This window comes from uncultured Roseivirga sp. (assembly GCF_963973945.1).
In the GTDB taxonomy this organism is placed as follows: Bacteria; Bacteroidota; Bacteroidia; order Cytophagales; family Cyclobacteriaceae; genus Roseivirga.
Window position 1 is genome coordinate 456,980 of the sequence record NZ_CAXBBV010000001.1, and the last position, 23,100, is coordinate 480,079.

At 38.8% G+C, this 23,100-nt stretch carries 21 protein-coding genes; 14 read left to right on the plus strand and 7 right to left on the minus strand.

Annotated features, from left to right (window positions below):
• Positions 1-85 precede the first annotated feature (85 nt).
• The gene (locus AAC026_RS02125; protein WP_339694675.1) at positions 86-3,148 is read right to left on the minus strand and encodes a CHAT domain-containing protein; all 3,063 of its coding nucleotides are present in this window, start codon (positions 3,146-3,148) and stop codon (positions 86-88) included.
• Positions 3,149-3,255: 107 nt separating this feature from the next.
• Here AAC026_RS02125 and AAC026_RS02130 point away from each other — a divergent pair, with 107 nt between their 5' ends.
• Both AAC026_RS02130 and AAC026_RS02135 read left to right on the plus strand, forming a co-directional pair.
• A complete protein-coding gene (locus AAC026_RS02130) occupies positions 3,256-3,702 on the plus strand; it encodes a hypothetical protein (protein ID WP_339694678.1) in 447 nt (148 codons plus the stop codon).
• 82 nt (positions 3,703-3,784) lie between these two features.
• A complete protein-coding gene (locus AAC026_RS02135) occupies positions 3,785-5,029 on the plus strand; it encodes an aspartyl protease family protein (protein ID WP_339694681.1) in 1,245 nt (414 codons plus the stop codon).
• 55 nt (positions 5,030-5,084) lie between these two features.
• Here AAC026_RS02135 and AAC026_RS02140 read toward each other — a convergent pair whose 3' ends face one another.
• The gene (locus AAC026_RS02140; RefSeq protein WP_339694684.1) at positions 5,085-7,565 is read right to left on the minus strand and encodes a zinc-dependent metalloprotease; all 2,481 of its coding nucleotides are present in this window, start codon (positions 7,563-7,565) and stop codon (positions 5,085-5,087) included.
• 106 nt (positions 7,566-7,671) lie between these two features.
• On the opposite strand from AAC026_RS02140, the gene AAC026_RS02145 reads away from it, so the two are divergent.
• A complete protein-coding gene (locus tag AAC026_RS02145; protein ID WP_339694687.1) occupies positions 7,672-8,787 on the plus strand; it encodes an NAD(P)/FAD-dependent oxidoreductase in 1,116 nt (371 codons plus the stop codon).
• Here AAC026_RS02145 and AAC026_RS02150 read toward each other — a convergent pair.
• Positions 8,784-9,689: a UbiA family prenyltransferase gene (locus AAC026_RS02150; RefSeq protein ID WP_339694688.1), complete on the minus strand. Its 906-nt coding sequence runs from the start codon at positions 9,687-9,689 to the stop codon at positions 8,784-8,786. The two genes, AAC026_RS02145 and AAC026_RS02150, sit on opposite strands and share 4 nt — an antisense overlap.
• A gap of 50 nt (positions 9,690-9,739) precedes the next feature.
• Here AAC026_RS02150 and AAC026_RS02155 point away from each other — a divergent pair, with 50 nt between their 5' ends.
• The 6 genes from AAC026_RS02155 (at position 9,740) to AAC026_RS02180 (ending at position 14,445) form a co-directional block, all read left to right on the plus strand.
• Positions 9,740-10,831 carry a type III polyketide synthase gene (locus AAC026_RS02155; protein ID WP_339694691.1) on the plus strand — a complete coding sequence of 364 codons (1,092 nt, stop codon included), beginning with the start codon at positions 9,740-9,742 and terminating at the stop codon, positions 10,829-10,831.
• A gap of 215 nt (positions 10,832-11,046) precedes the next feature.
• Entirely contained in the window at positions 11,047-11,307 is a 261-nt protein-coding gene (locus tag AAC026_RS02160) for a hypothetical protein (protein WP_339694692.1), read from the plus strand.
• A gap of 130 nt (positions 11,308-11,437) precedes the next feature.
• Positions 11,438-11,692, plus strand: coding sequence for a hypothetical protein (locus tag AAC026_RS02165; RefSeq protein ID WP_339694694.1), 255 nt, complete (start codon positions 11,438-11,440; stop codon positions 11,690-11,692).
• A 3-nt stretch (positions 11,693-11,695) separates the two neighbouring features.
• On the plus strand, positions 11,696-12,868 hold the full coding sequence (locus tag AAC026_RS02170) for a 6-bladed beta-propeller (RefSeq protein ID WP_339694697.1): 1,173 nt from the start codon (positions 11,696-11,698) through the stop codon (positions 12,866-12,868).
• Entirely contained in the window at positions 12,865-13,599 is a 735-nt protein-coding gene (locus AAC026_RS02175) for a hypothetical protein (RefSeq protein WP_339694700.1), read from the plus strand. The genes AAC026_RS02170 and AAC026_RS02175 overlap by 4 nt, the downstream gene beginning before the upstream one ends.
• A gap of 156 nt (positions 13,600-13,755) precedes the next feature.
• Positions 13,756-14,445 (plus strand): methyltransferase domain-containing protein, encoded by a 690-nt coding sequence (locus tag AAC026_RS02180; protein ID WP_339694702.1) that lies wholly within the window; start codon positions 13,756-13,758, stop codon positions 14,443-14,445.
• Positions 14,446-14,500: 55 nt separating this feature from the next.
• On the opposite strand, the gene AAC026_RS02185 is transcribed toward AAC026_RS02180, so the two are convergent.
• Positions 14,501-15,094 (minus strand): nitroreductase, encoded by a 594-nt coding sequence (locus AAC026_RS02185; RefSeq protein WP_339694704.1) that lies wholly within the window; start codon positions 15,092-15,094, stop codon positions 14,501-14,503.
• A 97-nt stretch (positions 15,095-15,191) separates the two neighbouring features.
• Between AAC026_RS02185 and AAC026_RS02190 the strand changes: the two genes are divergently transcribed.
• The 5 genes from AAC026_RS02190 to AAC026_RS02210 all read left to right on the plus strand — a co-directional run bounded on the left by AAC026_RS02190 (position 15,192) and on the right by AAC026_RS02210 (position 20,256).
• Positions 15,192-15,974 carry a peptidase-C39 like family protein gene (locus AAC026_RS02190; protein ID WP_339694707.1) on the plus strand — a complete coding sequence of 261 codons (783 nt, stop codon included), beginning with the start codon at positions 15,192-15,194 and terminating at the stop codon, positions 15,972-15,974.
• Positions 15,974-17,422: a RimK family protein gene (locus AAC026_RS02195; protein ID WP_339609049.1), complete on the plus strand. Its 1,449-nt coding sequence runs from the start codon at positions 15,974-15,976 to the stop codon at positions 17,420-17,422. Before AAC026_RS02190 ends, AAC026_RS02195 begins: the two co-directional genes overlap by 1 nt.
• Before the next feature lie 5 nt (positions 17,423-17,427).
• The gene (locus tag AAC026_RS02200) at positions 17,428-18,693 is read left to right on the plus strand and encodes a glutamate-cysteine ligase family protein (RefSeq protein WP_339694708.1); all 1,266 of its coding nucleotides are present in this window, start codon (positions 17,428-17,430) and stop codon (positions 18,691-18,693) included.
• The gene (locus AAC026_RS02205; protein ID WP_339694710.1) at positions 18,672-19,367 is read left to right on the plus strand and encodes an N-formylglutamate amidohydrolase; all 696 of its coding nucleotides are present in this window, start codon (positions 18,672-18,674) and stop codon (positions 19,365-19,367) included. The genes AAC026_RS02200 and AAC026_RS02205 overlap by 22 nt, the downstream gene beginning before the upstream one ends.
• Before the next feature lie 106 nt (positions 19,368-19,473).
• The gene (locus tag AAC026_RS02210) at positions 19,474-20,256 is read left to right on the plus strand and encodes an inositol monophosphatase family protein (RefSeq protein WP_339694713.1); all 783 of its coding nucleotides are present in this window, start codon (positions 19,474-19,476) and stop codon (positions 20,254-20,256) included.
• A 264-nt stretch (positions 20,257-20,520) separates the two neighbouring features.
• On the opposite strand, the gene AAC026_RS02215 is transcribed toward AAC026_RS02210, so the two are convergent.
• The 3 genes from AAC026_RS02215 to AAC026_RS02225 all read right to left on the minus strand — a co-directional run bounded on the left by AAC026_RS02215 (position 20,521) and on the right by AAC026_RS02225 (position 23,082).
• The gene (locus tag AAC026_RS02215) at positions 20,521-20,865 is read right to left on the minus strand and encodes a GIY-YIG nuclease family protein (protein WP_339694715.1); all 345 of its coding nucleotides are present in this window, start codon (positions 20,863-20,865) and stop codon (positions 20,521-20,523) included.
• Between the two features lie 416 nt (positions 20,866-21,281).
• Positions 21,282-21,626 carry a GIY-YIG nuclease family protein gene (locus AAC026_RS02220; RefSeq protein ID WP_339694718.1) on the minus strand — a complete coding sequence of 115 codons (345 nt, stop codon included), beginning with the start codon at positions 21,624-21,626 and terminating at the stop codon, positions 21,282-21,284.
• Positions 21,627-22,152: 526 nt separating this feature from the next.
• Entirely contained in the window at positions 22,153-23,082 is a 930-nt protein-coding gene (locus tag AAC026_RS02225; RefSeq protein WP_339694721.1) for an endonuclease/exonuclease/phosphatase family protein, read from the minus strand.
• Positions 23,083-23,100 lie beyond the last annotated feature (18 nt).

Sequence of the window (23,100 nt, forward strand, 5' to 3'; positions counted from 1 at the left end):
GAAAAGCCCAGGGCACAATTTGTGTTCTGGGCTTTTCATTTTTCCGATGTTCAGGTTTGGTACTCGTGAAGATAATTGATTCGACTTACGTGTTCTTCCTTTTCTTTTTCCAAAGTAGAAACAAGAAAAGAAGTAAGGCCGATATTGAAACAATGATGACAATGTTTAACCAAACTGGATTGCTAGCTTCTATAGTGATAGGAGAGCCTAATGAAATAAATGCCGCCCAATAATAAGGATGTGCCGTGTAGTTATCTGATTTTTGAAGGTATTCTCGTTTGGTTTGAGCAATTGCCGTGTTAATGGGTACTTTTTCGTTAAGAAGCTTGTGAGTGTTTACCATTAACTCGGAAGTAACTTTATCATTTACACTCCAAAGACTCATTACTATAGAAGGAACACCAACAAGCGCAAAGCCTCTAGCAATACTAAAAGTACCTTCTCCTCTATTAATTTCTCCAACTCCGCTTTCGCACGCACTCAAAATGGCCAGCCTCGCTTGTAAACCAGCCAAATAAAGGTCACTTGTATTCAGCACGTTGTCCAAGCCGTTAAAAATTAGTTTCGATTCATACTTTCCAGTACTATCGGCCACACCATGAATAGCCAAATGAAGTACATCGTAATCCTTTGCCGTTTTTAGAAAGACACTTTTGGTACCTTCATTTCCAAGGTAATAATCACCTTCAATTTTTGATTGTAGAAATTTAATTTCCCTGTCCGTTCCTGGTAAGGCAGCAAATCCAGAGTCACTATCTCCTTGGCTGTAGCCAATTCCCATCAGGTTTTTGATGGCCTTTTTAGATGCCGCTTTGTTAAAATCGCGATTAGATGAAAGCTGATAATTAATAGTAAAATCGTTTATGAGGTAGGGTAAATCTTTAAATGACCTTGGGCTTTCAACTAAAGAAGTTATGAGGGTTTCAAACGGTAGTCTCGACAAATACTCATCTGGAATAATAGTGAGGTCATTTACTTTGCTATCTAACTGATCTACTATTGGCTTAAGTAGTAGATTATAGATATAGAAAGAGTTTATAGTAAACGCCTTGAGCTTATTATTATAGTCCGATAGATTGGGTCTGTTACCAACTTCCTTAATTAAGTCGCTAAATGACTTTTTAAATAGTTCGTCAATATCTACTCTCTCGAAAATCTGTTTATTGGCCGATTTCCCCAGTAGGAAGATTTGATCTTCTCCCACAAAAAACTCTATTATGGCTTTATTACTGGCCGCATTGTCTGTGGATTCACCTTTAAAAACTAGATTGCCATCATCCGATTGGTCAACTAGAAAGAGGGAAACACTATCCTTCAATTCTTTAAGCTTTACGCTGGCATTCAATAGTCTGTTATTGATTCTACCCACTGAATCGCTGGTGGGCGAAGATTTGTCGAGGATAGAGTAAAAAGTAGTATTTAATTTTTCTATTTCTGTTTTTAGCTGGTAGAATTCACTCCTTAAATACTGGGGCACATTTGAGTTCTGAATTTTTCCAAACTCACCAGATTGTTCTAAAAACAATACGGCCTTACTTAATCTGAAAAACTCGGCAGCGTTTTCGAAGCCCATTTTTGTGTTGCCAAGCTTAAACATTAAGTAGGAAGCCTCAATTCCTGCTTCGTATAACGATTTGAAATTTTCAGAAAGAAATAGCTTTCCTTCCGTCCTCATTAGCTCTTGTCTACTACTCATCAAAAGATTGTGCGTATTGCTGGCATAAGAGCTGGCTGCCAATAGCACACTTAAGCTGTCATGTAAACTCTGGTTATAATAGCTTATAAGCGATATGGCCTTGTCTCTCAAAGAGGTCATTGTGGCAATGGTGAGTTTTTGGGTTTTGATTTCCGGAAACTTCAGAATATCAGATTTGTAGTATTCAGGAATACTGTTCCTTACTGCCGAATCATAATAATCAAATGAAAGCTCGAGCTTATCTAGCCTATTGTAAAGCGACCCAGCAACACTAAATAAAGACTCGGCCTGTTTATTTGGGAAGCTTGGTCTTAATTCGATCAGAACATCTTCGATATAGGATTTCGCCTTTTCATAATCCCCTACACCCAAGAGCCCGTTAGCAATATTAATTTTTTGTTGAATGATGAACCTTGATTCTTGAGTGTTTGTATTAATAATTTCTTGGAGACTCTTGATTGCTTCTTCATATTCATTTAATCCCAATAGAATGGCTGCTCTAAGGGATTTCATTCCAATGATTTTATCTCTTACGCTTATAAGCTCATTTGCCGGTAATGGGCCAAAGAATTTAGTTATGTTTTTGGTTTCATTTATTAGTTCATCGCATACTTTTAGGCCTCTCTCAAAGTCCTTCATTCTATACAGTACGTTTCCCAGATTGAATCTAGAATCCACATATTTTGATTTAGATACAGAGTCGTATTTTTCCTTAGAGTAAGCTACTTCTTCAATCGCATAGGCCAGTGCTTGAGCGTAATCACCTTTTTGCATATACACCTTGGCGAAATCATTCATTACATAAAGAATTTCATCTGGGTTAGAGTTTTCCTTACCCAAACGAGTTTCCATGCGTTGCTCCAAATACTTTGTTAAAGTATCTAGGTTCATTTCGCCATAACTGTAAGCATAATATTTAAACTCAATCAAGGTCTCATAATAGGCGGAATCATAGTTGTTTGAAGACCTATAAACGGTTTGGGCAGAGTCTAAATCGGAGCCAGCACTATAAAAATTGTCCGTTTTATGTTCTATGTAGCCTCTTCTGAAATAAGCCCTAGAGAGCAAAAAATGATTTGATGGAAGGTGTTTTTTAGCGGTTTCAACTGACTTTGTTGCTGAAGCTAGGGCAAGAGAATCTCTTCTTAAAGACCATAGAATTAAGGCATTTCGCTCTAAAAGAAAAGTGAGTGATTCGTAGTCTTTGGCGGCTTCAACCTGAGGTAACACAGACCGAATGTATTCTAAGGTCCTAGCATTCTGGGAGGTAGGATCTTTCTTGTCCTCGTTGAACTTTTCGTTGAATTTATCAACCCAAGAATTTTTTAGCTCAAACGGTGTTTTTACTTTGTTAAAATCACTTTGCTGAGCTCTTAAGGGAGTACATAGAAATATCAGTAAAAGCCAGCTTAGAATAGTAGTGTTAGAATAATATCTCGATAGTAGAGACATTCCAATGGTTTGAGTAGAGTGAATATTATGAAAAATAGGAAGATTAGACTGGAGTTCCAAATAAGCAAAAAGTGCAAACTTCTACTCTAAATATTAGTTATTGGGGTATGAAAATCAAAATTTCTACAAAGGTAGAGCAAGACTTGGCGAATGTAAAGGATGGATTTAATGAAAGACTTTTTATTAACTTAAGCCCCGCCTATCCAAAAGTTGAGCTAAATCGATATGATGGATGTGAACAAGGTAATATTGTATCCCTTTCGCTAAATTTTGGTTTGTTTAAACAAGAGTGGGTGAGTGAAATTATTAGTCAAACCAACTCTGAAAATGTGTTCGAATTTATTGATGTTGGTAGAAAACTTCCCTTCTTCATAAAAAAATGGAAGCACAGACATATAATTAAGCGTGTAGGCTCAGGATCAATGATTGTTGATGATATTGAGTACTCAGCGCCATTTTTACTGTTAAACTATATTTTGTTTCCGTTATTCTATTTTCAATTTTTATATCGAAAACCAATATATAGAAAATGGTTTAGAAAGACGGGCAATTAAGTCATTAAACATATTGGTAAGGGTTTACATTTTTCAAAGTGTTATTTAATTGATTCATTCAAAACACAAGAGCCCCACTCATATGAAATATCTGCCAATCATACTCGCCTCTGCATTCTTCTTTAATCTTACAAATCTGAATGCTCAAAATTCAATTGGCTTTGGTTTAGAAAACGGAGCAGATCGAGTCTCTTTGTCCTTTAAGAGTGAGAGTAATCTCATGATTGTTCCAATCAAGATAAATGACCAAGGTCCCTTTAATTTTATTTTAGATACGGGTTCTGAGTCTGGGATGATCTTCGATAAGCTGATCATCGGAGAAAATAATTTGGTGAATGCTAGAACGATACCAATTTATGCCGCAGATGGAAACAAGGTAACTGACCTATGGGTGGCAAATGACATTAGGATAAATTTTGCTGGTGTGCATGGAAAGGATCAATCGATGTTGGTGCTACAAAGCAATTTTGTGGACATAGAAAATGTACTTGGAATAAAAGCGCACGGAATCCTTGGTTCAGAGATTTTCAATCGGTTTGTTGTAGACATTGATTATTCGGAAAGAAGGATTAACCTAACACATCCTGAAGATTTCAAGCGCCCAAAGAGCTACAAGAAAATTCCAATTATGATCGATAATTTTAGACCTTATGTAAATGTGGATGTAAAGCAAAAAGGTGAAAAATCGATCACTGTAAAACTGCTTATCGATACAGGGGCTAGCAGTGCCCTTTTTCTTGATGCGGAATCTAATGAGGACATTGTTTTACCAGAAAGAACAATTGAACATACGATTGGCAGAGGTTTAGCTGGTATTGTTAAAGGAAAAATTGGCAGAGTAAAGAAAGTAAAACTGGGCAAATATAAATTCAAGAAAGTATTGACTTCTTACCCCGATAATTGGGGTTTGTCTAAGCCAAATGTTGAGACAAAAAGAGAGGATATTAGATACGGGACAATTGGTTCAGATGTGCTTTCTAAATTCCATGTAATCTTTAATTACCATGAAGGGTATATGTACCTAAAGCCCAATAGGAATTTTGAAGAAAGGTTTCAGTTTAATACAATAGGAATGAATGTTATGGCTTTTGGAGAGAGACTTAATGAGTATTTTGTGAATGATATTATTCCTGACTCTCCAGCAGATAGGGCTGGTTTAGAAATAGGTGATGAGGTGATTGCTATGAACAACAATCCTGCATTTTTTTATAAGCTAGATGAAGTCGTTTCAGTTTTGAAACGGGCGCCTGGAGAAAGGCTTAAGTTGATAATTCGCAGAGATGGAAATTTGATGGAGTTCAACCTAAAGCATAAACGACTACTATAAAAAAATAGGGCTGCTTTAAAAGCAGCCCTATTTGTATCAGTTTGTTTTGGTTGAATTACTTTGGATCAAGAATATTATTTACTTTTTCCAATGCGTCTTCTAAATGTATTTTCGACATTCTATCAGAAGTTCTTGGAATAGCAGCTTTAATTCTAGCCTGTAAAGTTTTAAGTTCTGCTCTTGCTACTGAAGAAATATCCGACTGGCTAGTATCCTTCATTAAAGTTTCCATTCTGTCGATATAACCACTTTGCAAGTTTCTTCTGTAAGTATCAATTGTTTTACCAGCTGATAGTTCAGACCAGATACCGTCTCTTACATCGCTGAATAACTCAAGCATTCCGTAAGCAGCCTTTCCATTAAGTGCTTCGTTTTCAATAACTCTACCTAGTTTTCTTGGCTCTAAAACAGAGTTTAAAGTTCTTACTTGCATAGACTTCATTGCAGTTACCGCACCGTCATCTTGAAGTCTGTTCAAAATCTCGTTGTCAAGAATCCATTTTGGAGTATTGAACAATTGATCGTTTAAGAACTTAACAGCTTCTTTCTGCTTGGCTTTTGGAGCATGAGTATACACAGCACCTTCTTGGTCAACTGTTTTGTAATCCTCTTTTACACCACCTACATAACGGCCAACATGACCCATATAACGATTGAACTGAGACTGAACCTCTCCATACATTTCTTCTAATTCAGTATAATCAGAGCCTGGCACGTAAGTCCATTTCTTGAGGTTGTTCATGATTATTTTCAGGTTTCTGATTCCGTAATCACTTGCCTTCATGGCATCGTCACCTAAATCTTCACTTTGAGCAGTATAATCATTGCTATTACCTTGACGTCCGTATCTATAAAGTGGGTCACCATTTTTATCTTCGATCCACTTTCTTAAAGTTGGTAATTCAGCTTCTGGGCTATTTGCATCTAATATTGGTCTATAGCCCCATGCAATTGAGTATTTATCATACACTCCCACTTCTGGCATTAAAGCAACACCTTCGTCTTCTGGTTGAGCTATGTAGTTAAAACGAGCGTAATCCATAAGAGATGGCGCTGTACCCATTTTTTTAGTAAACTCAGCAGATCTTAAAGAGTCAACAGGGTAAGCATTACTTGAACCGAAGTTATGCGGTAAACCTAAAGTATGGCCTACTTCATGAGAAGATACAAAGCGAATCAAACGAGACATTACTTCATCATCAAACTCTGGGCTTTGAGCGTCAGGGTTGATGGCAGAAGTTTGAACAAAGAACCATCTTCTCAATAGTGTCATTACGTTGTGGTACCAGTTGATATCACTTTCCAAGATTTCACCAGAACGTGGATCACTTACGTGAGGCCCGTTTGCGTTTGGAATTGGAGAAGCCAAATATCTAACAACAGAATATCTAACATCTTCAGGGCTCCAATCTGGGTCTTCTTCTGGAGTTGGAGGTGTTTTAGCAATAATGGCATCTTTGAAACCTGCAGCTTCAAAAGCAACTTGCCAATCCTCGATACCATCTTTAATTGCTTTTACCCACTTTTCAGGAGTTGCTCTATCGATGTAATAAACGATTTGTTTTTTCGGAACAACTAACTCTCCTCTACGGAATTTAGCCATGTCCTCATCTCTTACTTCAAGTCTCCATCTGTCTAAGTATCTAACATCTTTAGACTGCTGAACATCCAAACCATAGTCAGTTGTTCCTCTTGCAAACCAACCAACTCTTTCGTCATAAAGCCTTCTTTGCATTGGCACTGCCGGCAAAAGAATCATTGAGTTACTCATTTCAATTGTAATGGCTCCGTCTTCTCTAGAAGATGGAGAATCACCAGCTAAATAAGTTTTAACATGTCTAAGCTCGATGTTTTCAGGGTAACTGCTCACTCTAGTTACGTAGGAACGGTCGTTATCCATTCTAGAAACTTTGTATTGAGTTCTGTTACGTTGCGGCAAGCCAAGAGGCTTAATGTCACTAGTCAATAATGAAGAAGCATCAATCACTACTCCATTACCATCTTTCGATAAAGCTTCAACTTGAAAAGACGCCAAGATTGGGTCTAAATTTGAATTTTTTACCGCTTCGCTAATTGGAAGAGAGTCATCCGCTGTTACTTGAGTTGAGATAATTTTGAGTAGAATTTTATTCTCATAACGCTCCCATCTTAGCATTAATGTGCTTGTTTTTCCACCACCAAAACCAATGCCTGAAGCGGTTTTAGCGATTCTTGAAACCATAAGCATATCTCTTCCTAAAAGATCATTAGGGATCTCAAAAAAGTACTTATCGTCAATTTTGTGAACCTGAAAAAGGCCATCATCTGAAACGGCATCTTTTGTAATTACCTCATTGTAAGGCTTTGGTTCACCTTTTTTAAGTTTAGGCTTTGGATCTTGTTTTGGTGCAGCTGCCGCTGCCGCAGCTTTTTCAGCAGCCTCTCTTTTCTCTTTCCTAGTTTGCCCAAAAGAGTTATCTGCGAACCCTGTGAGCAAAAATAAGACGGCCACAGCAACCAATAATGGCCTTTGTGCAATCGTTTTAATCTTTTTCATTCCTTTAGTGGTTTAATAATTGTCGCTTAAGCTAATTGCTTATGTTATACTGTTGAGCCTATATTACTTGAAAGGCGTGTTGGAATTATAAAAGGGGAATGTAAAATTGAAAAAAATTGCAATAATAGGTGGAGGTTTAGCAGGCTTAGTGAGTGCTATACGACTTTCTCGAATAGGTTTTGAGGTAGTCCTCTTTGAAAAAAAGCAATATCCCTTCCATAAAGTCTGTGGCGAATACCTTTCAAATGAAGTATTAGACTTCATGCAAAGAGAGAGGCTTCTGCCTGATAATCATGACTTTCCGCAAATCAATAAGTTTCAAATCAGTGCTTTAAATGGTCAGTTCTTAACTATGCCGCTTGATCTAGGTGGCTTTGGCATCAGCCGTTTTGTTCTTGACAACTTTTTGGCTCAACAAGCAACAATAGAGGGTACGCAGATTCTAGAGAATATATCAATAAATAACATTGAATTTGGTGATAACCGGTTTAAACTCGAAACCGCTAATAATGAAATTTACTATGCTGATTTGGTGATTGGCGCCTATGGAAAAAATGGAGTGCTGGATAAAAAACTTGAGCGAGATTATTTGAAATATGAAGCTCCTTTTATTGGCGTAAAACATCACATCAAAACAGGCTTTCCTAGAGATGTGGTGGCCTTGCATAATTTTGAAGGAGGATACTGCGGTATAGTAGCCATTGAAAATGATCAATTTAACCTCTGCTATTTGGGTAGAAGAAAAGACTTGAAAAAGGCAGGTTCTGTAGAGGCAATGGAAGAACAAGTACTTAAAGCAAACCCATTTCTAAAATCCATTTTTGATAACGCTGAATTTGTTTATGAAAAGCCAGTAGTGATTAATGCCTTTTCTTTTCGTCCCAAAAAACTGATTGAAAATCATATTCTGATGTCTGGTGATACTGCCGGCCTCATTACTCCTTTGTGCGGTAATGGAATGGCCATGGCCATTCACTCCGCTAAAATTCTTTCGGATAGTATTGCTGAACACGCCAGTTCAGAGCAATGGGATAGAGGAAAGCTGGAAAGTGCCTACAAAGAAAAGTGGAATGCAACTTTCAAAAGGCGGCTTTTGGTAGGCAGAAAAACGCAGTCCTTTTTTGGTTCAAAATGGAGCAGTAATGCAGCCCTTTCTATAATGAAAAGCTCACCTTGGCTAGCGAAAAAGATTATGAAAAACACACACGGAAAGCCGTTTTAATATTGACCTACTGCCGTTAAAATGTTGGTAGAATCCAGAAAAAAGTAGAGAAAGAATCCACCCAAACAGGTGGCCGAAATGAAATTGAGCCACATTGTGTTTTTGTAATTCGCTTTGTCTTCATTTTTAAGCACCGCTAAAAACCAGCCTACAAAAAAGAGAACAATAGGGATCATTGCGAGAATAAATGTCCACCCATATTTGGTTTGGTGGTAGATGTCAAAATAAAAGAAATAGAGCACCGATGCCATCACAAAAAAGAAAGCGGTGAACAGGAAAGTGCCTTTGATTCCCAACTTTATACTGAGTGTTTTATCATCTCTTTTGGTATCTTCTTCATGTTGATAAATTTGGGTCATGGGATAAGCTCCCCATAGAATTACAGAGGCCAGAAGCCCAGGGATAAGTACATGAGGTTTTAGGATATGGCTGAATTCGAAATTATTGAGGCCAATGTAAATGATCCAAACTACCCAAGCGCCTTGAAAAAGCCCAGCGATAAACCAGCTCAAGAAAGCGTACTTTTTTAATCGAATGGTGGGGTGACTATAAGCCCTTGACACCAAAATATAGACAAGTAGCATAAGCGTCAACGTCCAGTTGTTTTTGAACTGCCATATGGAAAGTGCAATTCCGATAATATCGAAAAGCCAAGCCATGTAAAGCAGGTTTCTATCAACTGGAGGCGGGTTTTTCAGGCCACCAATGCTCTTTTCATCCTTATCGAAATAACTGTTGAATGCATTGCTAGCAGGGTAAATTAAAAGGTGAAGAATGACAAAAATCCAGAGCAGACTAGGCTCGCTTAGGTTGGGGCTAATGGAAATCCCAAAGAAATAAATCGGGAGTAGAAAGTAGCTAAATGGAATTCTTAAATGTAACCAAGTTGACTTTTTAAACATATGTGGAAGTTATGCTGAACAATTTAGCGGAAAAAAGGATAATATAGAACGTGAGATCAGTCATATCAGCCATAGGCACCGCAGTTCCGGAAAACAAAATTCCTCAGAAGGATATTCTAGAGTTTATGGCGAATGCGCATGGATTTGAAGGTAAGAATAAAACCCGACTGAAAGCGCTATATCGTGCCAGTGGTATTCAAACCCGTCATTCTGTAGTTTCTGATTATGGGAGTCTGGATATGGAAGACTGGACTTTCTACCCCAAAAGTAAAGACCTGAGCCCTTTTCCAACGACTCAGCAACGATCGCTTTTATACAAAAAGACAGCACCAGATTTGGCCATGCAGGCAGTGAAAAACTGCATTCAGAAATCGGATATTAAACTGGACGAAGTTACCCATTTGATCACCATCAGTTGCACTGGAATGTATGCGCCTGGTTTAGATATTGACTTGGTTAATGGACTGAAGCTAAGACCAGATGTTCAGCGTACTTGCATCAACTTTATGGGTTGTTATGCAGCTATAACGGGTATTCGCACAGCCGATGCTTTTTGCAAAGCCGACCCAAAGGCTAAAGTTTTAGTGGTTTCAACTGAGCTCTGCACCATTCATTTTCAGAATAAAACAGACGAGGATAATTTATTGGCCAATGCGCTTTTCAGCGATGGAGCTGCCGCCCTTTTAGTGACTTCTTCGGAACAAGGAGATAAAGGACTCTCGCCTGTCGCTTTCCATAATCAAATTCTGAATGATGGAGGCGAGAACATGGCTTGGGACATTGGTGATTTCGGTTTCGAAATGAAGCTTTCATCTTATGTGCCCAATCTTATTGAGTCGGGTATTGCAGGAATGATTGACCAACTGAAAAGGAAAATGGGCAAAAGTGCTATTCAGCAATACGCCATACACCCGGGTGGAAAGCGGATTTTAGAAGTGATTGAGCAAGAGCTGAATCTTGACAAAAATGATAATCGTCATGCCTATGAGGTACTCCAGAACTATGGAAATATGTCGTCCGCTACTTTAATCTTCGTTTTAGAAAAACTGATGCAAGAAAAACCTCATAAAGGAGAGCATTGTCTTTCTGTCGCCTTTGGCCCAGGGCTTACACTAGAGTCCATGGTGTTAGAGGTTTGTTAACCACTCACGGCCTCTATTTTTCTCTTTATTACCAATTGCAAAAAAAGGGGACGTTAATATCTACCGGTTTGCCTCTCAATAGCTACATCCTGAAAATCACAGAACTAAAATTCACTACTGTTTTCGAAAATAATTGAAAATATTTCAATTTGAAGGGTGACTTTTAATCTATTAAATCATTAATAGTATAAGGTTAATGCTAAATAGTGACAATTATGATCAAGCAACTTCAAAGAATCGAACGACTGCATGGACTGATCAGATTAAAAGCTACAGGAAATCCAAAGGAATGCGCTAGAAAGCTTAAAATAAGCGAGAGGCAACTCTATCGTTTAATTGACTTGATGAAAGAACTAAATGCGCCAGTCTACTACAATATTTTCGTTAATAGCTACTGTTATGAGCATGAAGTTGAATGGACTTATGGCTTCAAGAGATTCAATATCATACATAAACATGATAAATTAAAAAAATAGTTGCTAATTAAATTATATACTGTCATTTTATGTCACTTATAGAGATTAAGTTTATAAACAAGTAGCGAATTTATAATTCTAGACAATAGGTTGGCTATGAGTTTTAATTTTTATCAAAACAATTTAAATTATGAAAGCAAGAATATTTAGTGCTTTATTCATCGTGATGTTTATGTTTACTTTCAGTGGCGCTGCATTGGCATCGGACGAAACTTGTGCGGCAGGAGGGCCTGGTGCCTCGGAATGTCAATTTGAAAGGAGTCTTACCATTTTGGGCATTCCCATTATTGACCAAACAGGGCCAAGTGTAACTTGTACGGGAGACACATATGCATGTTGCGGGCCAAACACCGCGGTTTGTATCCCAAATGGAGGAGTACTTTAACCTATGAAAAAGCTTAAGGTTTTAACATTTCATTATCTGGTACTGCTTTTAGCAGTATCAGGTACTTCTTCATGTGAAAGCGATAAGTCAATAAAATCAGACGGCTTAATTATAGACTACAAAGAATTCAGGGATGTTGAATTGCGTAATTTCTTTAAGGATATCACTTATGTAATTCTAGAAAATCATGAGGAAAGTATCATTAACAACGTAGGCCGAATAGTCGTTTTGGACACCTCCATACTTGTTGAGTCAGGTGATCAACTTACAGAGTTTTCTAAACAAGGAAAATTTTTAAGACGGTTAAACGAGCAAGGTTTTGGGCCTTCAGAATATCAAAGAATTGCCGATTTTCAGCTAGTCGACAACCGTCTGGCAATTCTGGATAACAAAAGTGATCGGCTTTTATTCTATAATCTAGAAGACTTCTCTTTTGACTCATACATACCTTTGCAGTTCAGGGGTGGGTCTTCCTTTGAATATGACAATGAAGAGTTCTATTTTCATAAGAGCAACAGGTTAAATCCACTTTTAAACGGAATCGATAAGTATGAGATAATCACCACTGATAAGGAAGGAAATATAATAGGAGGCTACTTGCCATATGAGGGTGAGGTTAAATCTGGAGTTGTAGAAAACCTGATTGGCTTAGACAGGCCTTTTGGACTTAATGGCTCATCTTTATTTTACAGCAATGGGTTTAGAAATGACTCACTTTATATTTTGCGCAATGGGAAGTTAACAGGTGTGAATGTTGAGTTCCCATCGCGCCCTTCTCTACTAAATGACTCAAATAAATCTCATTATCAATCGTCTCCAGAAGAACTATTGTCAAGGAATTCAGAAATTCATCTAGGCCCCTTCTTTAATTTCTTAACTCCCAAGTCTCAGTCCTTTGTAATTCTGCACGATATGAATTTTCGATGGGTTTATTTGAAAGATAACAAAATTGAATTCATGAGTAAAAACATAGTTGACTCCCAAATCAAAATAGATATTATAGCTCCTAACAACTATTCAAATGGGTATTTCGTTTCAGTTCTCACTAGTGAATGGATTGAAACACAAGAGCAAAAGATCATCAATGGTTTGAATGATAATGAGTTCTTAAAAACAGCCCACCAAGTTTTAAACGAAGATTTGAATCCTATATTAATCTTATACAAAGAGAAATGAAAAACGTTGAAAAAACTCTAGCATTTACACTTCTTTTATTCTTATGTCATTCGCTCACAGGTCAAAACATTGATATAGACCAGATGCCCGTTGCAGAAATGAGCCTAATTCTGAACCACAAGGAAGAAGGCTATGAACTCAAACTATATAAATTCGATCAAAAAGGAGTTCAGAATACCAGCATGAGCAAAGGCAATAATTTACTCAAGGTAGGTGGTGATATTTCTAAAATTCTGACTGAATTAAACCCTGGTAAATTTATCAAGACTAAGGCTTTTCGCTCTAAGGATGTATATTTTTTAGAATTGAAAACCTCTGAAATGACGGATATGAATGACATTGGCCTAGGTGTTTCTAAGCAATTAATGAAGAAATTGGGGTATGTATTGAAAGAAGAAAAGGTTCCAGCAGAAGTGTGGGAGATTACGATCGTAAATGAAAGTATAGTCACTTCTTTAATTGGCGTAAATGTTCCTATTGGTGTAGTGAAAAGTGTATCAATGGACAAAGAAACCTTACATATTATTGGTGACATTAACTACCTCGGACTTGTATTGGCTAAACACTATTTAAGCGATTATGTGTTTGCAGAACCATTTGAGGGAGTTTTTGCCATTAGTATACCAAAAGGACTATCAAGCGAAAAGCTTAATGATTTCTTACAGCAACATTATGGTGTCGCATTAAAAAAGGGAACTAAGGAGCTGGATTACCTTGTCATAAGTAAGTGATTTGTCTAATAGCATTTGAAGGATAAATTTAAAGCGCTGAATTAACACACCTTTCAAGCTAAGAAAATGGTGTGAATGAATCTGTTCAACACTCATTTAAACACTCCACATGATTTTAATGATTATGTTTATGATGATTAAAATCAAGTAAAATTGTTGAAAAACCGATCATACGAAGAAGAATTAATGGACGATCTTGAGGCGTCTGGCGAAGTGATTTCACAGACGTTGAAGGAGTTAGAAACCATTAATAAATGGTTGGGGGGAAACCATGTAACCACCAATGGATTGGATCAACTGATAGGCGAAAAGCCCAAACATAAGTTGATCATGGCAGATTTAGGCTGTGGTGGTGGAGATATTCTGAAACTCGTGGCGCAATGGGCTAAACGGAGAAAACTGGAAGTTGAATTGATAGGCTTTGACGCCAATCCTGCCATTGTGGAATACGCGATTGATAACTGTGAAGCCTACCCTAATATCCGTTTCGAAGTGTGTGATATTTTTTCAGAAGCATTTAAAGAAAGGCAATTCGATGTCATTCTTTGCACCCTTTTTACCCACCACTTTACCGATGAACAACTCATCAATATTTTCAATCAGTTTAAAACCCAAGCGAAAAAAGGGACGGTAATTAATGATTTACATCGCCATGGCTTGGCTGAGTTTTTAATCAAATGGCTGACTCACTTTTTTTCCAAATCTGAAATGGTAAAAAACGATGCTCCGCTTTCGGTAAGGCGGGCCTTCAAAAAAGCAGAGCTAGAGAAAATCATGAGCGAAGCCGAAATTCCTTTTTTCAAGTTGCGCTGGATGTGGGCTTTCAGGTGGCAGTTGATTTTTTAGTTTTCGAAGTGAAAGAACCCTCCAAGGGTTTCAAACCCTTGGAGGGTTGAAATATTTAACCTTCCACCCAACTCACTTTTTCTTCAATTGGCCCGCGCTTTCCTGCTGGCCATTTATCTGTTTTTAGGTTTCCTACATAAAGAAAGCCCAACAGTTTATCTTCGGCACCTAAGCCAAAAAAGCTTTTGGCTTCTTCTTTATAAGTAATTCCGCCCGAGCCCCAATAACAGCCAACTCCATAAGCAGTAGCCGTTAAATACATGTTTTGCACGGCACAGGCCACAGCCGAAATTTCTTCAATTTCTGGGACGAGTGCTTTCGGGTCGCGCTTCATGCCAATGGCAATAATATGAGAAGCTAACAATGGCTTTGCCGCTAGCTTCTCAAATTTCGATGTATCAAAATTGCCTGCTTTGGTAGAAAGCGTTTTGTATAGTTCTGATTGAAAAGCAGCGAGTTTTTTCAAGCCTTCCCCCTTGAAAACTACAAAGCGCCAAGGCTCGGTAAGTTTATGGGTAGGTGCCCAATTGGCATTCTCAAGCATGTCATTAATGATGGCGTCATCCACGGGCACATCAGAATACATGGCTGGATATATTGATCTGCGGTTTCGGAGCAGTTTATTAGTTTCTTCTATCGAAAATTTCATATCGTTCTAACTTAAAAAAAGCGACTAAAATAGTTGTTCAGGTTGCGTTTGCTTCTGTCCATAACAGTGGCTCTTCTTCATAAATTCCCTGTGCAAAGTGACTTTTTATTATGGCTTCGTCAAAGGAGTATTAAAGGTAGAAAAATACATGATCGTTTTAGATAAAGCATGGTTTGGTATTGATATGCTTCCGCAGCCAACGGACTCCACTTGTGGACCCACTTGTTTGCAAGCGGTTTATCAATATTACGGAGACTACATCTCTTTGCCTGATATAATTGGTGAAGTAAAGCAGCTGAAAAGTGGAGGAACGTTAGCGGTAAACTTAGGCAATCACGCCTTAAAACGTGGTTACAAAGCAACGCTATACACCTATAACCTCAACTTGTTCGATCCATCGTGGTTTGAAGAAGAAACACCTGACTTGCTCCTTAAACTAGGGTTACAGAAAAGGTACAAACCACAGCGTAGAATTCAGTTCGCATCTGTGGCTTATATGAAGTTTTTAAAACAGGGAGGAGAAATCAAATTTGAAGACTTGAGTCCAGAATTAATCAAGAAATTCCTCTTCGCGAAGCAACCAATTTTAACAGGCTTAAGCGCTACTTATTTGTATGGCAGCAAACGTGAAATTGGAGATACAGTAACCGAATATGATGATTTGAGAGGTCTGCCTGTAGGTCACTTTGTGGTACTCAACGGTTATTCTGAGGCAACAGGAATGGTATCCATTGCCGACCCATTGAAGAACAACCCCATGAACAACGGTGAGCAACACTACAAAGTGGATATTAACCGCCTGATTAATGCGATTATGTTGGGCATTGTAACCTACGATGCCAATTTATTAATTATTGAACCAAGAGATAAAAACCAGTAATGTCGAAACTAATAGTTACAGAGAACCCAAAGAAATGGAATTTTGATATTCCTGGCGTAGAGGTTATTTCCGCCAGAGAATACTTTGCAAACGAAGGTCTAAGACACCTGAACAAGGTTAAAGTGATTAACCTCTGCAAATCATACCAATACCAAAGCACGGGATATTATGTGTCGCTTTTGGCGGAAGCCAGAGGCCATAAAGTATTGCCAGAAGCTTCTACCATTCAAGACTTCCGTTACCCGGCCATGATCAAGGACGATGCGCAAGATTTTGATGAAGTGATTCAAAAAACCTTTAAAGGAAGTAAAGAAACTAAAGTTGAACTGAGAATATATTTTGGTTTTACGGGCAGTGCACACACCACTAAACTGGGCCTTTTGCTCTTCAACCTTTTTCAAACCCCTATTTTAAAAGTGGTTTTTGTAAAGAAAGAAAAATGGGCGCTGGAACAATTGAAACCACTTAACATTCATGATTTAAGTGAAGAAGAACGCACTACTTTGAGTGATCAACTGGGGCTTTTCCTCACTAAAAAAATGGTGGTGAGAACCAGCAACCCAAGAAGAAAATTCGACTTGGCGATTTTGGTAAACCCAGAAGATGACAACCCGCCATCTGACGCCAAGGCGTTACAAAAGTTTGTAAAGGCAGCCGAAAAAACGGGCTTCAATACGGAGATAATTACCAAAAACGATTATGCCAGGCTTACCCAGTTCGATGCGCTTTTTATAAGGGAAACCACGAACGTAAACAACCACACTTTCCGTTTCGCTAAAAAAGCAGAAGCCGAAGGCTTGGTAGTCTTTGATGACCCAATGTCGATTTTGAGATGCACCAACAAAGTGTATTTGAATGAATTGATGACCAGCAACAAAATTCCTGTTCCTAAATCAACCATCATTTCAAAAGACAAGGCTACACCCGATACTGAAAAGCTAGAGTTCCCTTTTATTCTGAAAGAGCCCGATGGCGCTTTTTCAAGAGGCGTGAAAAAGGTAAAAAACGAAGAAGAATTGAAAGCTCTTTTGAAAGGCTTTTTCAAAGGGTCGGAATTGCTGATTGCACAAGAGTTTATGCCAACTCCTTTCGATTGGCGAGTGGGAATTATCAATAACGAACCGCTTTATGTGTGTCGCTATTACATGGCCCGCGACCATTGGCAAATTGTAAACTGGAAAGAAGGCGACAAACATGTAGAGGGTAATGCCGACACTTTGGCGGTAGAACAAGCTCCGGTGGGCTTATTACAAACCGCTTTAAAGGCCACAAAACTGATTGGTAACGGACTTTACGGAGTGGACATCAAAGAAGTGAATGGCAAATTCTATGTAATAGAAGTAAACGACAACCCGAACATTGATTCGGGTGTGGAAGATAAGATTATCAAGAACAAGCTCTACGAACGCATCATGGAAATTATGCTGGAGCGGATTAAAATGAAATAAAAAGAATGAGTAATACCAACCGCCTGCATCTGTTCGAAGCATTTGGAATAGAGCTGGAATACATGATTGTGGATATAGAAACCCTCAATGTGAAGCCAATCGCAGACGAGGTGTTTAAATCTTTGACCGGAGAATATATCGGAGAAATAAATATGGGGCCAGTAACTTGGTCCAACGAACTGGCTTTACACGTGCTTGAACTTAAATGCTCGCATCCAACCAAAGATTTAGTGCAATTGGGTGTGGATTTTCAAGAAGCCATCGAGCAAATGAACGAGCTTTTGAGCACTTTCAATGCTCGATTAATGCCAACGGCTGCGCATCCTTGGATGAACCCTGAAACGGAGTCTTTCCGTTGGACGCACGACAGTGGAGAAATCTATGCGGCTTACGACAGAATTTTCAACTGCAAAGGTCATGGCTGGAGCAACTTGCAAAGCACGCACATTAACTTGCCGTTTTATGACGATGAAGAGTTCTCAAAACTTCATGGTGCCATTCGTTTGATTCTGCCTTTATTACCAGCATTATCTGCCAGTTCGCCCATTATCGGAGGTAAGTTTACCAACTTTCTAGACAAGCGTTTAGATTATTATCAGAACAACCAAAAGATCATTCCTTCCCTTACGGGGAAGGTGATTCCAGAAGCTATTTTCTCGAAAAGGACGTATAGAAAGTACATTTATAGCCAGATAGAAGAAGACATTGCTCCGCACGATCCGGATGGAATTTTAGATCCGATTTGGTTAAACTCACGTGGTGCCATTGCTCGTTTCGACCGTGGTGCCATTGAAATCAGAATCATTGATATTCAGGAATGTCCTTCTGCAGATTTGGCCATTGCCAACTTGGTTATTGCCTTTTTGCAAATGCTTACGGAAGAGAAAATAATGACTACTGAAGCGCAGCATGAGTTTAAAACCACTGATTTACAGGCCATTTTTAAGGGAGTAATTAGGCATGGTGAAAACACGATAATCAACGATAAGGAATATTTGAAAGCCTTTGGTTTTAATCCTTATGAGGAAGTTACTGCTGGTGATTTCTGGAGAAAGATGCTGATTAATCTGCACATCATGTATCCTGAAAGGCTTGAGCCTTGGTACGACCAAATTCATAAAATTTTAGATCAGGGTACTTTGGCCAGCAGAATTTTGGCCAGCACCAATGAGAATTACGAGCACAGCAATTTAAAAATGGTGTATCGCGAATTGACCGACTGTTTGGAAAACAACCAAATGTTTGATCCATGCTTGGAAGGCGCATTCTAATTACCTGCGAGCATGCAGGTAATGAATTGCCTGAGAGTTATAAATATTTATTTAAAAGAGGGAAAGAGGCGTTGGAGTCGCACCGGGGTTGGGACCCTGGTGCTGCTATTCTTGCCAGTTACCTTGGGGTAGAATTGGCCGTTCCGGTTTTTATGCATCCTACTTCGCGACTTTTAGTGGAGGTAAACCGGTCTTTAAGCCATCCCCATCTCTTTAGTGAATTCACCATTGATCTTGAACCTTCGGTTAGGCAGTTTCTTTTGAATAAATACTATCGCCCTTACCGAAATGCAGTAACCGATTGGATTAAAAGAGAAACAGAAGCCAAAAGCGAAGTAGCTCATTTTTCTATACATTCCTTTACACCAGTTTGGGAAGGCAAAAAACGCCCCACCGACATCGGTATTCTCTTCGACCCAAAAAGAAGATTGGAAAACAAGATTGCCCTGGAATTGACCGAGAAACTTCGGGACTTAGCGCCTTTACTTACCATCGATCTGAATGAGCCTTATAAAGGCACGGATGATGGTTTTACCACCACTTTACGCAAGAAGTTTGGTGTAAAAAGTTACTCGGGCATCGAAATAGAAGTCAACCAAAAATTCTTCTTTAATAAGGAATTGGACTTTGTGAAAAGCGTCCTTTCACCAGCAATAAAGAGTTTGGAGAGGTAAGAAATAGTTTGTTTGGGTTCCGAGTTGTAAATGAAAAACTCTCTCGATACTTTCATAATGTCTGCGTTTTGAAACTCCTATATTTGTAAGGTTAAGAAAACAGACCATGCAGCAACTACTTCAAGACGTTATCGTGCTTGCCAAAGAAACGGGAGAATTCATTCGGCAGGAATCAAGAAAATTTGATCATTCTAAAATTGAATACAAAGGAAAGAATGACCTTGTTTCTTATGTAGATAAAGAGGCGGAAAAGCGAATTGTTGCTGGTTTGAGTAAAATATTGCCAGGCTCTGGCTTTATAGCCGAAGAAGGCACCTCCACTAAAAAATCTGATACCTATAATTGGATCGTTGATCCACTAGATGGCACCACTAATTTTGCACACGGCATTCCTGCTTTTGCAGTGTCCATTGCTTTGATGAAGCGCAACGAATTGACTTTAGGAGTTGTATATGAAATCAACCGCGATGAGTGTTTTCATGCCGTAAAAGGGCAAGGAGCATTCTTAAACCACTTTCCTATTACAGTTTCGCCTGTTAAGACCTTAGACAAATCATTATTGGCTACAGGCTTCCCCTATTACAACTTTGAGCAGATGTCGCAGTATTTGGTGATTCTAGATGAGTTTATGAAATCTACCCACGGTTTGCGCAGAATGGGCAGTGCGGCAGTAGATTTGGCCTACACCGCTTGTGGTCGTTTCGAAGGGTTTTTTGAGTACAACTTACAACCTTGGGATGTAGCAGCAGGCGCGTTAATTGTAAAAGAAGCTGGAGGAATGGTGAGCGATTTCAATGGTGGTGATAACTACATTTTCGGAAGGCAAATTATTGCCGGAAATGAAGTACAACCTGCCATGCAGCAGTTAATTCAAGAGCATTGGTTTTAGCAAATGAGCGGCCAAGGTTTAGATTACAATTAGATGTTTGATTTTACTGAAATAATAGACTTGAAGTGACAAGGCTTTTTTTCCTGACTCCGAGGCTTTGGAGTCAGGATGAAAAGCAGGGTGCGTAGAATTGCCTAACACTCTTAATTATGACTATTGAATTAAGAGGAAATGAAAATTGATCAACTCAAACTCACTTAATAACAACGGCTATTGAAAGAGAAACTGCCCGTTTTCTTTTCCTGAGGCACGAAGGATCTAAGGCTATTTATGCAAATCCTCTCTATGGAACGGATCAACTGGAGGCCATTCCATGATTTCATCGTTTAGAAATTTCCATTCGGGATTAAACTCTGAAATCAATTCTTCTTTCCTCGTTCTTAACCATCCTTTAATTTCCTTTTCTCTGGCAATGGAGTTGTTTACGTATTTAGAATGCTCAAAGTAAACCAAGTTGAAGCAGTGATATCTCCCGGCAAAAGTATCTTCCAACCCACGTTTTAACCAATGCTCAGTTATTCGTTGTGGCAGGTTGTCTGTTCTTCCAGTGTAAAGAACAGATTTACTCTCGTTAGTGGTGATGTACACATAAAACGACCAGTTTGACATAAATGAAATTAGTCAAAAAACTCGAATCCTCCGATTTCGTTTCTAGATTCTTCGTTCCTCAGAATGAAAAGCGGTGTGCATACAATCACAGTTGAGCTTAACTTTAGCAGTATAAGGTTTAATCTATTGGGTAGTGAGAATTGCGCTTACTTCATTACCAATAACTATGTGGAGGTAAGCTGTCTCCTTTCTTTTCCTGAGGCACGAAGGATCTAAACTCTCGACTGCTATATAACTTCTAGTTCCTTCGTGCCTCAGGATGAAAAGCGGTGTGCATACAATTACAGTTGAGCCTAGTTTTCGGCATACGCAAATGAACTTAACTATTGATAAATGGATAGACTCTGGCTTACTTCACATCTGATAATCGATTGAAAATTAACGGCCTCCTTTCCTGAGACACGAAGGATCTAAGGCTATTTATGCAAATCCTCTCTATGGAATGGATCAATTGGCGGCCATTCCATGATTTCATCGTTTAGAAATTTCCATTCGGGATTAAACTCTGAAATCAATTCTTCTTTCTTGGTTCTCAACCACCCCTTGATTTCCTTTTCTCTGGCAATAGAGTTGTTTACGTATTTAGAATGCTCAAAGTAAACCAAGTTGAAGCAGTGATACTTTCCCGCAAAAGTATCTTCAGACCCTCTTTTTAACCAGTGTTCCGCTATTCGTTGTGGCAGGTTGTCTGTTCTTCCAGTGTAGAGAACAGACCTACTTTCGTTAGTGGTGATGTACACATAAAACGACCAATTCGACATAAATGAAATTAGTGAAAAAAATTCAGATCCTCCGATTTACGATTTCGTTTCTAGATCCTTCGTTCCTCAGGATGAAAAGCAGTGTGCATAGAATAACAGGTCAGGTTAATCTTTATCATACCAGCTTTATTCATTAGTGGACAGGTTAGCGTTTACTTAACCTCCAATAATTGATTGAAATAAAACTGCCCGTTTTCCTTTCCTGAGGCACGAAGGATCTAAATTCTCGACTGCTATACAACTCCTAGTTCCTTCGTTCCCACTCAGGATGAAAAGCGGTGTGGACAGAATGGGAGTTGTGCAGTTTATTTGCGGGAAAAGTTTTAATAGAAAACTATTGTTCTAACACCAAAATTTGATTGAAACGAAACTGCCCACTTTCTTTTCCTGAGGAACGAAGGATCTAATTTCTCGGTTTGCTGTGCCGTTTCTAGTTCCTTCGCTGCCACTCAGAATGAAAAGCGGTGTGCATAAAACTGCCTAACACTGTTAATTATGACTGTTGAAGTAAGAAAAATTAATCAAATCACATCCCCCTCAACTCATAAGTGCCCAGAATTGCTAAGTGATCTGACGTGATTTTAACGGAGTCCAAAGAACGACAACCAATGCCTTTGGAATGGAAGATATAGTCGATTGGAATTTGGGCCAAGTAAGGATTCCAAGCTGGGAAAGTTGGGGTCAACTTTTTACGGCTGTCCTGTAACTCGGTTGTCGATTTGAAGTTCTTCAATCGGTTGTCCCAAGGCACAGTGTTGAAGTCGCCTAGTACCAGAAACTCGCCTTTCTTTTCACTGATGTATTCCTTAGCTATATTCAAGTGTTCGTTGCGGGTATTCCATTTTAATCGAGTGGTTGGCGAACGGGTATGCAAGGCCAAAAAGTTAATTTCCTCTTCATGCATTTTCACCTTTCCGATAATATTGGTCGTGCCTGCCCAATCCACGATTTCAGTATCGATTAATGGATGTTTACTGAACACTGCAATGCCTTGGCTTGCATCGTCATTACTCACTACTTTGGAAAATGGGTAATCATGAGCTAAACCTTCTTTTAATGCGGTGGCCCATTCGGCACTTACTTCTTGAAAGGAAACGAAATCGGGTGATAGCTGGATAACCCGATCAATCGTGCTTTCATAGGCTTGATTGGTTGCCAACACATTAAATTGAAGCACTGTCATCTGCTCCTTTCCTTGAGTAATTTGATAACCCAGACCAATGGGGCTGTTGATCTTTATCAGTAGCAAGAGGTAAATAGAAAAGTTGATGCCCGCCAAGCGGTAATGGTGTTTAATAATCCAGAAGATACTCAAAAGTCCATAGACCAACATGGCCTGAAACAAAAAGGATTGAAACAGAGTGAGTGTAAAGGTATATGTTGGAATCAGCAGCAAAAGCGCAGGCAACAACAGCACAGCCGCCAAAGCCCTTTCTTTATTCTTGGGCTGCCGCATGAGGCAGTACATTCTGAA